At 47.1% G+C, this 13,543-nt stretch carries 14 protein-coding genes; 9 read left to right on the top strand and 5 right to left on the bottom strand.

The genetic code is table 11. From position 1 onward, the window contains the following. The first annotated feature begins 339 nt into the window (after window positions 1-339). On the top strand, window positions 340-906 hold the full coding sequence (gene slp, locus OQV04_RS20545; RefSeq protein ID WP_001057453.1) for an outer membrane lipoprotein Slp: 567 nt from the start codon (window positions 340-342) through the stop codon (window positions 904-906). A 155-nt stretch (window positions 907-1,061) separates the two neighbouring features. Beyond that, complete coding sequence (locus tag OQV04_RS20540) at window positions 1,062-1,592, top strand: helix-turn-helix transcriptional regulator (protein WP_000478621.1); 531 nt, start codon at window positions 1,062-1,064, stop codon at window positions 1,590-1,592. A 60-nt stretch (window positions 1,593-1,652) separates the two neighbouring features. Here the strand turns inward: OQV04_RS20540 and chuS are convergent, their stop codons facing one another. Both chuS and chuA read right to left on the bottom strand, forming a co-directional pair. Beyond that, entirely contained in the window at window positions 1,653-2,681 is a 1,029-nt protein-coding gene (gene chuS, locus OQV04_RS20535; RefSeq protein ID WP_032281773.1) for a hematinate-forming heme oxygenase ChuS, read from the bottom strand. Between the two features lie 48 nt (window positions 2,682-2,729). After that, window positions 2,730-4,712, bottom strand: coding sequence for a TonB-dependent heme/hemoglobin receptor ChuA/ShuA (chuA, locus tag OQV04_RS20530; RefSeq protein ID WP_274446667.1), 1,983 nt, complete (start codon window positions 4,710-4,712; stop codon window positions 2,730-2,732). A 682-nt stretch (window positions 4,713-5,394) separates the two neighbouring features. Here chuA and shuT point away from each other — a divergent pair. From shuT to OQV04_RS20500, 6 genes are read left to right on the top strand one after another with little or no spacing between them, the layout of a single operon-like run. After that, window positions 5,395-6,309, top strand: coding sequence for a heme ABC transporter substrate-binding protein ShuT (shuT, locus tag OQV04_RS20525; protein ID WP_032281775.1), 915 nt, complete (start codon window positions 5,395-5,397; stop codon window positions 6,307-6,309). Between the two features lie 19 nt (window positions 6,310-6,328). Beyond that, window positions 6,329-7,666, top strand: coding sequence for a heme anaerobic degradation radical SAM methyltransferase ChuW/HutW (gene hutW / locus OQV04_RS20520; RefSeq protein WP_032281776.1), 1,338 nt, complete (start codon window positions 6,329-6,331; stop codon window positions 7,664-7,666). 12 nt (window positions 7,667-7,678) lie between these two features. Beyond that, window positions 7,679-8,173, top strand: coding sequence for a heme utilization cystosolic carrier protein HutX (gene hutX / locus OQV04_RS20515; RefSeq protein ID WP_032281778.1), 495 nt, complete (start codon window positions 7,679-7,681; stop codon window positions 8,171-8,173). Beyond that, the gene (gene chuY / locus OQV04_RS20510; protein ID WP_096959936.1) at window positions 8,173-8,796 is read left to right on the top strand and encodes an anaerobilin reductase; all 624 of its coding nucleotides are present in this window, start codon (window positions 8,173-8,175) and stop codon (window positions 8,794-8,796) included. The genes hutX and chuY overlap by 1 nt, the downstream gene beginning before the upstream one ends. 48 nt (window positions 8,797-8,844) lie before the next feature. Continuing rightward, a complete protein-coding gene (gene shuU / locus OQV04_RS20505) occupies window positions 8,845-9,837 on the top strand; it encodes a heme ABC transporter permease ShuU/ChuU (RefSeq protein WP_032281781.1) in 993 nt (330 codons plus the stop codon). Further along, the gene (locus OQV04_RS20500) at window positions 9,834-10,604 is read left to right on the top strand and encodes a heme ABC transporter ATP-binding protein (protein ID WP_032281782.1); all 771 of its coding nucleotides are present in this window, start codon (window positions 9,834-9,836) and stop codon (window positions 10,602-10,604) included. The genes shuU and OQV04_RS20500 overlap by 4 nt, the downstream gene beginning before the upstream one ends. A gap of 51 nt (window positions 10,605-10,655) precedes the next feature. Here OQV04_RS20500 and OQV04_RS20495 read toward each other — a convergent pair whose 3' ends face one another. The 3 genes from OQV04_RS20495 to hdeA all read right to left on the bottom strand — a co-directional run bounded on the left by OQV04_RS20495 (window position 10,656) and on the right by hdeA (window position 12,141). Beyond that, entirely contained in the window at window positions 10,656-11,303 is a 648-nt protein-coding gene (locus OQV04_RS20495; RefSeq protein ID WP_024216292.1) for an MgtC/SapB family protein, read from the bottom strand. Between the two features lie 63 nt (window positions 11,304-11,366). Further along, window positions 11,367-11,693 carry an acid-activated periplasmic chaperone HdeB gene (hdeB, locus tag OQV04_RS20490; protein WP_001298717.1) on the bottom strand — a complete coding sequence of 109 codons (327 nt, stop codon included), beginning with the start codon at window positions 11,691-11,693 and terminating at the stop codon, window positions 11,367-11,369. A 115-nt stretch (window positions 11,694-11,808) separates the two neighbouring features. Continuing rightward, window positions 11,809-12,141: an acid-activated periplasmic chaperone HdeA gene (gene hdeA / locus OQV04_RS20485; RefSeq protein WP_000756550.1), complete on the bottom strand. Its 333-nt coding sequence runs from the start codon at window positions 12,139-12,141 to the stop codon at window positions 11,809-11,811. Window positions 12,142-12,395: 254 nt separating this feature from the next. Here hdeA and hdeD point away from each other — a divergent pair, with 254 nt between their 5' ends. Then, window positions 12,396-12,968, top strand: a complete 573-nt coding sequence (hdeD, locus tag OQV04_RS20480; protein WP_000965672.1) for an acid-resistance protein HdeD — start codon at window positions 12,396-12,398, stop codon at window positions 12,966-12,968. Window positions 12,969-13,543 lie beyond the last annotated feature (575 nt).

The following is a 13,543-nucleotide window of genomic DNA, read 5'->3' as shown; positions in this document are numbered from 1 at the left end:
CTGATAGAAACAGAAGCCACTGGAGCACCTCAAAAACACCATCATACACTAAATCAGTAAGTTGGCAGCATCACCCAGAATATAATACCATAATATTTATTATTAGCACTTTATAATCATTGAATAAAAATAGATTTTATGTGAGTTAAAAACAAAGGATTATATTATGGGGCGATGGATACTCATGCCACGCCCCAAAATAACGGAATTGAACTAAACAGAAGGGATATAAACATCAGACAGGTTTACGTTACTATCAGGCATATCGCCTCAGAATCAGATGAAAACTATAAAGAAATATCTATTATGGTTTTAATATTTGTTGATAAGGATAGTAACATGAACATGACAAAAGGTGCACTCATACTCAGCCTTTCATTTTTGCTTGCCGCATGTAGTTCAATTCCGCAAAATATCAAAGGCAATAACCAACCTGATATTCAAAAAAGTTTTGTTGCTGTTCATAACCAGCCGGGGTTATATGTTGGTCAACAAGCGCGCTTTGGTGGGAAGGTTATCAACGTTATCAATGGCAAAACGGATACGTTGTTAGAAATCGCTGTATTACCGTTGGATAGCTATGCGAAGCCTGATATTGAAGCCAACTATCAGGGCCGACTGCTCGCCAGACAAAGCGGCTTCCTTGACCCAGTGAACTATCGTAATCACTTTGTTACCATCCTCGGTACCATTCAGGGTGAACAACCAGGCTTTATCAATAAAGTCCCGTATAACTTCCTGGAAGTGAATATGCAGGGCATCCAGGTGTGGCATTTGAGAGAAGTAGTTAATACCACCTATAACCTGTGGGATTACGGCTATGGTGCATTCTGGCCGGAACCGGGCTGGGGTGCGCCTTACTACACCAATGCGGTGAGTCAGGTAACACCTGAGCTGGTCAAATAACACCACCGAAAGATGCAGATGCTTTCTCAGCATCTGCATCATGTATTACATAAAATTAATATACAGTAAGCTAACTATTATTATTATAAGCCCTGTCCTGTTAATTACCTTTGGCAAACTGATTATAAAGTTAATGTCCGCACCAGGAGTCGGTTATGTTTCTTATAATTACCAGGGATACGATGTTCTTCACCGCGATGAAAAACATTCTGAGTAAAGGTAATGTCGTTCATATACAGAACGAAGAAGAGATCGACGTAATGTTGCATCAGAATGCCTTCGTCATTATTGATACATTAATGAATAATGTATTTCATTCTAATTTTCTCACTCAAATCGAACGATTAAAACCTGTCCATGTCATTATTTTCTCCCCCTTTAATATTAAACGCTGCCTGGGGAAAGTGCCGGTGACCTTTGTTCCGCGGACTATCACTATCATTGATTTTGTCGCACTCATCAATGGCAGTTACTGCTCCGTGCCTGAAGCGAATGTGTCACTTTCGCGCAAGCAACATCAGGTTCTGAGCTGCATTGCGAATCAAATGACAACGGAAGATATTCTGGAGAAACTGAAAATATCGCTAAAAACGTTCTACTGCCATAAACACAATATCATGATGATCCTCAATCTTAAGCGGATCAATGAGCTGGTACGCCATCAGCATATTGATTATCTGGTGTGAACGATTGATCAATATAAAGAGGCCCAGCAATAAATAGCCAGACCTCCCGTTAATTATACGTTATGCAGCAACGCCTTCCGGTATCAGCGAAGCAATTTGCTTACGCCATTGCGCTTGCTCCTGTTCGCCTTCTGTACGTTGACCATAAAGTTGCGCTATCTGCGTACCATCATGGGCAAACAATTCCAGACTGGTTACGTAGCCATCGCTGGTCGGTTTACGGGTAACCCAGGCTTCAGCAATGCTCTCTTCTAATAGATGAAGAGTAAACGTCGGGTTGAAAATATTCAGCCAACCTTTCATTGGCACCACTTTTTCTACCACACCAGTGAAAATCTGTACGCAGCCACGGTTGCCAACAAACACCATGATTTCATTACCATCCTGCTGTGCAGATTCAAGAATTTGCGCCAACGCACTGTTGGATACTTTGCAGGCCAAATCGTCTGCCACCAGATTGAACGCCTGTTGGCGCGTCAGATTGTGGCGCTTTAGCAACGTAAAAAACTGATGAACGTCGGTCATCGCCCGCCACTCTTGCTCGACCACAGTGGCATCGGCTCGCGTTTGAACAACTGGCGCATCAACGGCTTTTAACTCAAGCGGCATATTCTCATCGGTGATAAACCGTGCCAGAAGCTCACTCCATGCCGCCATATCGGTATTGTCGGTGGCATAAACTTTTAGTAATGCATCACCCTGATGATCAAAGAACTGAATACTCTGGCGTTCGCCACGAGCCGTGTTTTCTTTGATGTGGAAAACACTGGCCCATTGATTGAGAAACAGACGTAAATCCAGCGCGCGCGGATTGAGGATCAATCCGGCATGTCCGTTCAAATGCTGGTTTGTGAACGTACCAACTTGCTCATGGACTGCATATTCATTACGACAAATACATTTGGTTTCGCCAACACTTTCGAGCGCCGCCAGAATTTCACGGATATCGCCGTGCATCCGCCACGCATCGTGCGTGACGCGTGCAAATGCCAGTTCTGCTTCTCTAATATTCATTAACCCTGCGATGTCACGCGCGTACTTTCCGGGATTTTGTTCTTTTAACTCAAGCCAGCGTGTGTAGTGGTTCATTGTCTCTCTTCCTTCCAGATAAATGCCCCGAAATATCGGGGCAGATGATTACCATTGATAACTCACGAAAATTTTTCCGTTACGACCATCCTGTGGGATGCCTTGCGGCGACCAGTACTCTTTGTCGAAAGCGTTACCCAACACCAAAGTAGTGGTCATACCTTTGAGCGCCTGTTGTCCTTGATAACTGACGTAGAAATCATTCACGCCATAGCCTGGTTGTTTGCTGTAACTGCTGCTGATATGTGTTGAGCGATCGGCAAACGTACCAACCCACCCAACAGAGAAGCCACTGTGAGCGATCAGAATATTCAGAGTGCTGGTAACAGTATCCGGGTTAATGCTGGAGATGTATTCGCCGGTATCGGTGTCTTTGCCGCGGGTACGGTTATAGGCCACATCAAGGCTAAACAGATCAGTGGTATATTTCGTCATCACATCCCAGCCCCAGATTTTGGCGTTCGGGACGTTATACGACATAGTCGTCGCCGCCGCGAAATCGACGGTCGTGGAGATGTAATCCTTCGCTTTGGTATCAAAGTAGCTGGCTTTAAATTCCAGAGCATCATTGGACAACATCAGGTCATCAAAACGCAGCCCAAAACCGTACTCCTGAGTTTCGTTAGTTTCCGGACGTAAGTTCGGGTTTGGCACCCAATAGTTGGTATAGAAGCGACCAATCGAGAAGTGCTTAGAATCGTTATACATTTCGCCCATCGTCGGGGCGCGGAATGCCTGGGCATATGAGCCAAATAACATCAGCCAGTTAGTCGGATTGATAGTCATCCCCGCACGAGATGACCATTTGTCGGCATCAACATCTTTGTAACCGTCACTGCTACCGCGATAACTGTCATAGCGGGTTCCGCCAAGCAGGGTAATCGGCAGATCGCGTAAGGTGATCTCATCCTGTAGCCAGCCGGAGCTAAAATCGATTTTTGCTTGCGGGAAGCCCGTCGTCGCGCCGCCCGGATGTTGTTCCTGACGATAATACTCACCGCCATATGTCAGTAAGTGAGAAGCGAAACTGTCGGCAAAGAGAGTGGAACGGTTCTCCAGCCTGGCTCCTTTTGTTATCTGTTCACGATACTCGCCGGAACTCCCCGTGTTTTGCGCATTAATACGGACTTCCGACCAATAAATTTTTGCATCTGCATTTAACCAGTCGTTGCCCTGCGGGGCGAGTTTATAAGAAAGCTGCGCATCGCGTTGAATTGTTGAACGATCAACCATCGGGTTGCTGCTTTCAGAAGCCTCAACGGTCTGCGGATTTTTTGGTTCACGCGCGTCGTTGTTGTAGTAACGCACTAAACCGCTCAGAGACTGGGCTGAATCAATTTGCCAGGTCCCTTTCGCCAGCATGTTATTAATGGACTCGTCATTCGGCGCGGTTTCACCATTGCTTTGCCGTAAATCACCCCGATCGCGACTGGACCAGGCCACAATACCATCCAGATTTTCAGTTCGCCCAAACGCGCTCGCGCCTAATCCCAGGCTATGGTCCCCCGTACCGCCAGTACCAAAGACACGAAAACCACTGCTTTGTCCTTCCTGCAATAAATCTTTTGCATCGACCGTATCGTAGGAGATCACTCCACCCAGCGCGCCACTGCCATACAGTAATGCTGAAGGTCCGCGAACAATCTCAACACGCTTGATCAGCGCCGGATCGAGAAAAGTGCCATTCAGGTGTCCGGTATCCGTTCCCTGGCGAACACCATCGATAAGAACCAGCACGCCGCGATGATCATAGCCACGCATATTTACATCCTGACCGTTGGTTCGTCCGGTACCATCCAGAGTAATTCCAGGAACATGACGCAGCAGATCGGTGGCTGAAGTAGCCGTTTGATTTTCAGGAGCGGAAGTGTCGATGACGCTGACCATCATAGGCGTTTCGAAGGAACTACGGGCATTCCCCGTTGCCGTAACGGTCATGGTTTCAGTAGCAAAAGCAAACGTTGGCAAGGTGGCAGAAACAGCCAAGGCCAACAAACTCAAACGCAACGAGGTAAATTGCGGACGTGACATAGCGATTCTCCATGAGGAAAATAAAAAATGCTGGCTGCCTGGGTTAATACCGGGGTGGCTGGCGAAAAATAAATTTATTTAAAATTCAGAGCGATAATATTCGCCGGGTGAGTTTACAGGCGTTTATATCCCATGAAATTGCCTGATAACTCGGCAATTACGCAAAAGCACGCCCTCTTTGTCAGGCAAAACGATATGCCCCATCAGGAGTGAAGAGAGCTGTGCGTTATCCCTTGCAAATGCTATGGTTTTGTTATCCATATGGTCGTGTTTTGTTAAATGCAAACGTGATAATGAGAATTATTATCGATCAATTTTTTATGATCAAGTTTTTTTTTAACCACCATTAACACAATAAACAGGGGGTTATGAAACCTATCCTGCGCCCTGTAAACCACCTTGTTTTTATGGTTATCCCCCCATGCCTCATCACTAAATTTTGTCGTTAACAGTGATAATTTTTTCTTCTCTTTGCTCTGCAAGCCTCGATATCTCTGGGTTCTCAGCTTTTTCCCGCGATGAAATTTAGTCGGTAACAAGAACGTTAGCTGACGAAGCATCTTGATAAAAATCAAAAATAAATACGCTTGTAACGACTTGCGTATTGAATCGACGGTTGTATTTCATATATAACTCAAATGATAATCATAATCATTCTCAATTTGATAAGAGTTCTCACATTATGCCAAGGATCATCACCAGGCCGTTTCTTTTTTCCCCACTGACGTTATGTATTTCAGCCGTGGCCTCTGCCGCGAAGACCGCAGTAAAACGAAAAAAATTGTTTACGGCAGTACTGGCTCTTAGCTGGGCTTTTAGCGTAACGGCTGCCGAACGTATCGTGGTCGCAGGAGGATCGCTGACGGAGCTAATCTACGCGATGGGCGCTGGCGAACGCGTGGTTGGTGTCGATGAAACGACATCTTATCCACCAGAAACCGCCAAACTGCCGCATATTGGCTACTGGAAACAACTCAGCAGCGAAGGCATTTTGTCACTTCGCCCGGATAGCGTAATTACCTGGCAGGATGCCGGGCCACAAATTGTGCTCGACCAACTACGAGCGCAGAAAATCAACGTCGTCACCCTGCCGCGTGTGCCTGCCACCCTTCAGCAGATGTACGCCAACATTCGCCAACTGGCAAAAACGCTACAGGTTCCTGAACAAGGCGAGGCACTGGTGACAAAAATCAGCCAACGCCTGGAGCGAGTACAGCAAAACGTGGCGGCCAAAAAAGCCCCGGTTAAAGCCATGTTTATTCTCTCCGCGGGCGGAAGTGCGCCACAAGTTGCCGGTAAAGGCAGCGTCGCGGACGCCATTCTTTCGCTTGCCGGAGCAGAAAACGTCGCTCCCCACCAGCAGTACAAAAGCTACAGTGCAGAATCACTGATTGCGGCTAATCCAGAAGTGATTGTCGTAACCTCACAAATGGTTGATGGCGATATTAATCGGCTACGTTCTATTGCTGGAATTACCCACACTGCCGCATGGAAAAACCAGCGCATTATCACCGTTGATCAAAACCTGATTCTGGGAATGGGTCCGCGTATTGCTGATGTCGTTGAGTCTTTACACCAGCAGCTTTGGCCGCAATAAATGGATTTAAATCAGACGAATGAACGCAATTAACACCCTGGATCTCACGCCACATTTTGCTTTAGACGGTGATCAGCCATTTAAAGACAGGCGCGCCATGATGCCGTTTCGTGGAGCCATTCCGGTTGCCAAAGAGCAACTGGCACTAACCTGGCAAGAGATGCTCAATCAAACGGTATCACCTCGTAAGCGACTGGTTTACCTACACATTCCTTTTTGCGCGACACACTGCACGTTTTGTGGCTTTTATCAGAACCGTTTTAATGAAGATGCGTGTACTCATTATACCGACGCCCTGATTCGTGAAATAGAAATGGAAGCGGACAGCGTATTGCATCAGTCTGCCCCCATCCACGCGGTCTATTTCGGTGGCGGTACGCCTTCCGCACTTTCGGCACACGATTTGGCCAGAATCATCACCACATTACGAGAAAAGCTGCCACTGGCCCCTGATTGTGAAATTACTATCGAAGGACGGGTATTGAATTTTGACGCTGAGCGAATCGATGCTTGCCTTGATGCAGGAGCAAACCGCTTCTCAATTGGTATCCAGTCGTTTAACAGCAAAATCCGCAAGAAAATGGCCCGCACCTCGGATGGCCCAACCGCTATTGCGTTTATGGAAAGCCTGGTCAAACGTGACCGTGCTGCGGTGGTCTGTGACCTGCTGTTTGGCCTGCCGGGTCAGGATGCGCAAACCTGGGGAGAAGATCTGGCTATTGCCCGCGATATCGGTCTCGACGGCGTCGATCTCTATGCGCTCAATGTCCTGCCCAATACACCGCTGGGCAAGGCCGTGGAAAATGGGCGTACTACCGTGCCCTCTCCGGCAGAACGTCGCGATCTTTATCTGCAAGGGTGTGACTTCATGGACGAAGCCGGTTGGCGCTGTATTAGTAACAGCCACTGGGGCCGTACCACACGCGAACGCAATCTCTATAACCTGCTGATAAAACAAGGTGCCGATTGTCTGGCCTTTGGTTCCGGAGCCGGCGGTTCGATTAATGATTACTCCTGGATGAACGAACGCAATCTTCAGACCTGGCATGAATCCGTCGCGGCAGGCAAAAAACCGCTGATGATGATCATGCGTAACGCCGAACGTAATGCGCAATGGCGTCATACCTTGCAGTCAGGTGTTGAAACAGCGCGCGTACCGCTGGATGAACTTACGCCACATGCCGAAAAACTCGCGCCGTTACTGGCTCAATGGCACCAAAAAGGCTTAAGTCGCGATGCTTCAACTTGCCTGCGGCTGACTAATGAAGGTCGTTTCTGGGCAAGCAATATTTTGCAGTCTCTTAATGAACTAATTCAGGTACTTAATGCGCCAGCGATTGTGCGTGAAAAACCATAACAGGAGTGATTTATGAGCCATGTCTCGTTACAAGAATTTTTGAAAACGGAGCCGGACGGTACGCTGGAAGTGGTAGCCGAACAATACAACACCACACTGCTGGAGGTAGTGAGAAATCTACCCTTCTCTACCGTAGTGCCAGGCGATAAATTCGATACTGTCTGGGATACCGTCTGCGAATGGGGCAACGTCACCACGTTAGTACATACTGCCGATGTAATCCTCGAATTTAGCGGCGAACTGCCTTCGGGTTTCCATCGCCACGGCTATTTCAACCTACGCGGAAAGCACGGCATGTCCGAGCATATCAAAGCAGAAAACTGCACGCATATTGCCTTTATCGAACGTAAATTTATGGGCATGGACACCGCGTCCATTCTCTTTTTCAATAAGGAAGGCAGCGCCATGCTGAAAATCTTCCTCGGTAGGGATGACCATCGTCAGCTCCTGAGCGAACAAGTCAGCGCCTTCCATACTCTGGCGGCATCGTTAAAGGAACACGCCTGATGACGCCGTGGCTACTCTTTGGCGCAGGCGGAAAAGGTGTGGGTGTCAGAACGCTTGAACTGGCGCTGGCGGAACAACGTCCGGTCGTTGCTGTCATTCGTCATGCCGATGCCGCCACGAAACTGGCGCAACAAGGCGTACAGGTTTTTACAGGCGACGCCTGTGATGCCAGCGTAGTCGCGGCTGCTTGCCGCGCAGCTGGCCCGGATGCGCTTATCATCTCCACAATGGGAGGAGCTCAGGATTATCTGGCGCACAGAACAGTGATTGATGAGGCCGAAAAGGCCGGCATCAGTCGCATGATTCTGGTGACCTCTTTGGGATGCGGCGATAGCTGGCCGTTTTTATCGGAGCGGGCAAAGGCTGCGTTTGGTCAGGCGGTACGGGAAAAAACGCTGGCGGAAAGCTGGCTGCAAACCAGCCAGCTTGATTACGCCATTCTCCGCCCTGGTGGTCTGCTTGACGGCGCAGCAACAGGCAAAGCACAACGGGTACAAAATCAGGAGTGTCATGGTTTTGTCCGCCGTGCCGATGTCGCCGCACATATCCATGAACTAGCAAATGCGCCAGCACTTAACCAGCAGGTCTACAGTCTGATTGAACCGGACCTGAAACCGGCGTGATACCCCGGCGCGGCATGTCCGCGCCGTAATGTCGTAACGGAGTTTTGCGTGCACAAGGATTCATTTTCATCCGCCAGGGTCTTTATGGGGCTATCACTATTATTGCTTGCCCTAGTGCTGTTCGGTGCTAGTCAGGGAGCGTTAAAGATCAGTTTTGATGCCCTTTTTGATGAGGAATACCGCGATATCTGGCTCAATATTCGTCTACCACGGGTTTTGCTGGCGGTGCTGGTAGGTGCAGCGTTGGCAACCGCAGGGGTAATTATGCAGGGGCTTTTTCGCAACCCAATGGCTGACCCAGGATTACTTGGCGTCAGTAGCGGTTCTGCATTAATGGTTGGCGTTGCTATTGTGCTGCCCTTCTCCTTCCCAGTGGTGCTGGTGCTCTATGAGCAAATGATGTTTGCCATTGCCGGAAGTTTAGTGGTCTGCACCATCATTTTTCTCATCACGCAGCGCCATCGCGATGGCAGCATGATGCAATTATTACTCGCCGGTATCGCCATCAATGCCCTGTGCGGCGCAGCGATCGGCATCCTGAGCTATATCGGCGATGAGCAGCAGCTACGACAACTCACATTGTGGATGATGGGCAATCTTGGACAGGCGCAATGGCCGACGTTATTGGTTGCCAGTTCATTCATCCTTCCGGCCATTATCGCAACAACTAGTCTCGCCGGAACGCTGAATTTACTGCAGCTCGGTGATGAAGAAGCTCATTACCTCGGCGTGAACGTTAAGCGTAAACGCCAGCAATTACTGTTAGTGAGCTCACTGCTCGTTGGTGCTGCCGTATCGGTAAGCGGCATTATCGGCTTTATTGGCCTGGTGATCCCGCATCTGATTCGCATGACTACCGGAGCAAATCACCGCTGGCTAATCCCTTGTTCCGCCCTCGCCGGAGCCTGTTTATTGCTGATGGCAGACACGCTTGCCCGCACGCTGGTACAGCCAGCAGAAATGCCCGTAGGATTATTAACCAGCCTGCTTGGTGGCCCTTATTTTATGTGGTTGATTCTGCGAAATCGGAGGATCACATGATCAGCGCCCAGAATCTGGTTTATAGCCTTCAGGGGCGGCGTCTGACTGATAATGTCTCGCTGACTTTTCCCGGTGGGGAAATTGTTGCAATTCTCGGCCCTAATGGTGCGGGAAAATCTACGCTGCTTCGCCAGTTAACCGGCTATCTTCAACCTGATAGCGGCGAATGTCGGTTGTTTAATAAGCCATTAAATGAATGGTCGATTACTGAACTGGCGAAACACCGGGCCGTGATGCGTCAAAATAGCCACATGGCGTTTCCATTCAGCGTACAAGAAGTTATCCAGATGGGGCAGCATCCGCATCGTACTGGTAATCAGGATAATGAAACAGCACAAATAATGGCGTTATGTGACTGTCAGGCGTTAGCAAACCGCGACTATCGGCAATTATCCGGTGGTGAACAACAGCGCGTGCAACTAGCGCGCCTGCTGGTGCAACTCTGGGAACCTACTCCCTCACCGAAATGGTTATTTCTTGATGAACCAACTTCGGCGCTGGATATTCACCATCAGCAGCACTTGTTTCGTTTATTACGCCAGTTAGTTCACGAGCGGCAGTTCAATGTCTGCTGCATATTGCACGATCTAAATCTTGCCGCGCGTTATGCAGACCGTGTTGTATTAATGCAAAAAGGAAAGGTTATCGCAAATGGTAAACCACAGGACGTATTGACACAGCAGGCGCTGACAATGCTCTACGGCGCGGATATTACCGTACTTAAAGATCCTGCCAACCATTCACCACTGATCGTCCTCGATCATTAAAAGCAACAGGAGTACCGCACTGGTACTCCTGCGAATAAATAACTATACAGATTAGCTAATTGAAACGCCTTTCACCCCTGCCATACCTTTTAATAATCGCAACAGATCTTCTATCGACGTTGTGGCATGAAGCTGGATATCAATGGCGACCACTTCATGATCTTCATTTTCCTGCAACGAAACTAAATCAGTTTTTATTTTTTGCTGCTTAAACCAGTCGAGCATTGATACCGTATTACCGTTCACTAGTGTCAGCTGTAAATGGTAATTTTTGTTCATCAGGCGGAAGGTTAATTGATGGAAGACTTCCAGCACCAGCAAGGTCATCACTGAACCATAAATACCCAGTTCGTACATACCACTGCCAATAACCATACCAATGGCGGCGGTCACCCAGATATCCGCTGCAGTCGTCAGACCTACAATATTTTGGTTACGAACGAGAATGTTACCTGCACCGATAAACCCGACGCCCGTCACCACCTGAGCAGCAATACGGCTGGGGTCCAGTCCGACGTGATCTAAAGACAGCACGTCAGCAAAACCATATTTCGAAACAATCATAAACAGGGCGCTTCCCATGCCAATTAATACATGTGTGCGTAACCCTGCTCCTTTGCCGCGTATTTGCCTTTCCATGCCAATAGCGCCACAGGCAATTGCCGCGAGTATAAGACGTATAATAAATTCTGCTGTCATATAAAAATGCAAAAAGGAGCAGCAAGATGGCTCAACTTGCTACTCCTTTTTACTTGTACCTCATTAATTCGGCAAGTCATTAGATGCTTGATTTTTGAAGGTATACAAATTTTTCTGCGGGTTTTTCTTACAGTATTCGATCACTTTAGGAATTTGAGTGAGATCGGTTTCATTTAAAGTAACGGTATCGCCACCTTTATATACTGTTTCTTCATGCAGCATCCACCATGCAACCGGGGTCATTGCTTTTGGATTCAGATCAATAAATTCCTGGCAGGTCATATCTTTAGCGGATTCATTGGCTGCCAGCGCAGATTGTGCGTTCACCAGTGACAAAGCCGCTACAGCGCCCATAAAAATAAACGCTTTACGGAGAGATGAAATATTCATTTTGTAACCCATTCAATATAGAGATTATATATGAACAGGAGGAATAGCTGCTTTTAAAGAAGATATTCCGGCCTGTTCAATATGCAAGGAAGTACGATGTAACGCATTCCCGGAATTACATATCTTTCTTAATTTTGTCCCATTCGCCTTTAACTTTATCTTTAAAGTTGGCTTGTTTATCCTGAGTACAAGCCTGAACGATAGCTGGGGTTACGGTTGCAATACCCTGAACATCTAAAACCGCATCTTCTGGTTTATCTTTGTTGTTCAGCGCTTCAGCAAAACCAACTGCAGTTGGCTGGAAGGATTCGTCCACAGCCAGGAAATCTTCACAGGTCCAGGAGTTGACCGGTTTTTTGTTATCAGCTGCTTTTTGCGCATCCGCTGCATTGCTCACAACTGGCAGAAGAAGCAGACCACCAAGAATAACGCCTAATACTTTTTTCATCGTAATATCCTCAACTATAAAGTGAAAGAGCCGTCACGAATCAATTTCGACACTGAGGTTATAACCTGGTTTTCTGTATATGTCATGTTGATGGAAAATATCAAAATCAGATATTTTTATTTCAATACAATGAGTTACAGATGCATCAGATACTGCAATTAGGAAATTTTTATTAAATCGACTGCATTCTTAGACGCGTTTTTGGCATAGATTGATAGCAGGGGATTTTCTTCTTAATTTTATAGGGTGGTTCTATGTTATATATAGATAAGGCAACAATTTTGAAGTTTGATCTGGAGATGCTTAAAAAACATCGCAGAGCAATCCAGTTTATTGCCGTGCTGCTGTTTATCGTCGGGTTGCTGTGTATCAGTTTCCCGTTCGTCTCTGGCGATATTTTAAGCACAGTAGTGGGTGCATTATTAATCTGCTCGGGTATTGCGCTTATTGTCGGGTTATTCAGCAACCGCAGTCATAATTTCTGGCCGGTATTATCCGGTTTCCTCGTCGCAGTCGCCTATTTATTGATCGGCTATTTCTTCATCCGCGCACCGGAGCTGGGCATTTTTGCCATTGCGGCATTTATTGCCGGTTTGTTCTGTGTTGCAGGGGTTATTCGCCTGATGAGTTGGTATCGTCAGCGTTCAATGAAAGGCAGCTGGCTACAGCTCGTTATTGGTGTGCTGGATATCGTCATTGCCTGGATATTCCTTGGTGCAACGCCGATGGTGTCTGTAACGCTGGTTTCCACACTGGTGGGAATTGAACTGATATTTAGCGCCGCCAGCCTGTTCAGCTTCGCCAGTTTGTTCGTTAAGCAGCAATAATTATCCCGGTTGTCACCCGGATCATAGTCACTTGATGTGACTATGATCCGATTAATACTCTCTCCGCTACGCGGAGTTGTAGATCAATTGCGCACTATCATTGAAATAATTACCTGCTAGTGATTATTTCAACCTACTGAATTTCATCTAATTTTTTTCACTCCATGGCAAATTAGCCATTTCAAACATTATCATGGCTGATATTTTCCGTAGTCAGGTTTAATGTTTTAAAAGTGCTGTGGGAAAGTGAACAAAGAGTTCCGTAAGCGTTGATGCTATGGGCGGTTAAATAAGTAATCCGGGTTCATTTTTTTGCAACTGGCGTTGATTACATTGCATAAATATCCGTGTCTCCAGACGCTATATAAAAACCTGAAGACATGAATGAGTTATTTACTCAGGTAATTTCAATGCGTTAAAAGAAAGCTGGCAATCCAATTGCCAGCTTAAGTCGAAACAAGGAGACTCGATATTTAAATCGGATTACATTATAACTTTAGTAATATTCTTCAGAGATCACAAACTGGTTATTGATAACTTATTCTTGGGCAGTAATCCGCAAACGTTACTTTTTG

The sequence above is a fragment of the Escherichia sp. Lx600-2 genome, from assembly GCF_036662595.1.
Lineage (GTDB): Bacteria > Pseudomonadota > Gammaproteobacteria > Enterobacterales > Enterobacteriaceae > Escherichia > Escherichia coli.
The sequence above is the reverse complement of the archived record's forward strand: the minus strand, read 5'-3'. Positions and strand labels throughout refer to the sequence as shown.

Bases quoted from the DNA above. Each gene is read 5' to 3' on its own strand.
- OQV04_RS20495 (WP_024216292.1), bottom strand. From the start codon at position 11,303: ATGACAGCAGAATTTATTATACGTCTTATACTCGCGGCAATTGCCTGT.
- chuY (WP_096959936.1), top strand. From the start codon at position 8,173: ATGACGCCGTGGCTACTCTTTGGCGCAGGCGGAAAAGGTGTGGGTGTC.
- slp (WP_001057453.1), top strand. From the start codon at position 340: ATGAACATGACAAAAGGTGCACTCATACTCAGCCTTTCATTTTTGCTT.
- OQV04_RS20500 (WP_032281782.1), top strand. From the start codon at position 9,834: ATGATCAGCGCCCAGAATCTGGTTTATAGCCTTCAGGGGCGGCGTCTG.
- chuS (WP_032281773.1), bottom strand. From the start codon at position 2,681: ATGAACCACTACACACGCTGGCTTGAGTTAAAAGAACAAAATCCCGGA.
- OQV04_RS20540 (WP_000478621.1), top strand. From the start codon at position 1,062: ATGTTTCTTATAATTACCAGGGATACGATGTTCTTCACCGCGATGAAA.
- shuT (WP_032281775.1), top strand. From the start codon at position 5,395: ATGCCAAGGATCATCACCAGGCCGTTTCTTTTTTCCCCACTGACGTTA.
- hutW (WP_032281776.1), top strand. From the start codon at position 6,329: ATGAACGCAATTAACACCCTGGATCTCACGCCACATTTTGCTTTAGAC.
- hdeB (WP_001298717.1), bottom strand. From the start codon at position 11,693: ATGAATATTTCATCTCTCCGTAAAGCGTTTATTTTTATGGGCGCTGTA.
- hdeD (WP_000965672.1), top strand. From the start codon at position 12,396: ATGTTATATATAGATAAGGCAACAATTTTGAAGTTTGATCTGGAGATG.
- hutX (WP_032281778.1), top strand. From the start codon at position 7,679: ATGAGCCATGTCTCGTTACAAGAATTTTTGAAAACGGAGCCGGACGGT.
- hdeA (WP_000756550.1), bottom strand. From the start codon at position 12,141: ATGAAAAAAGTATTAGGCGTTATTCTTGGTGGTCTGCTTCTTCTGCCA.
- chuA (WP_274446667.1), bottom strand. From the start codon at position 4,712: ATGTCACGTCCGCAATTTACCTCGTTGCGTTTGAGTTTGTTGGCCTTG.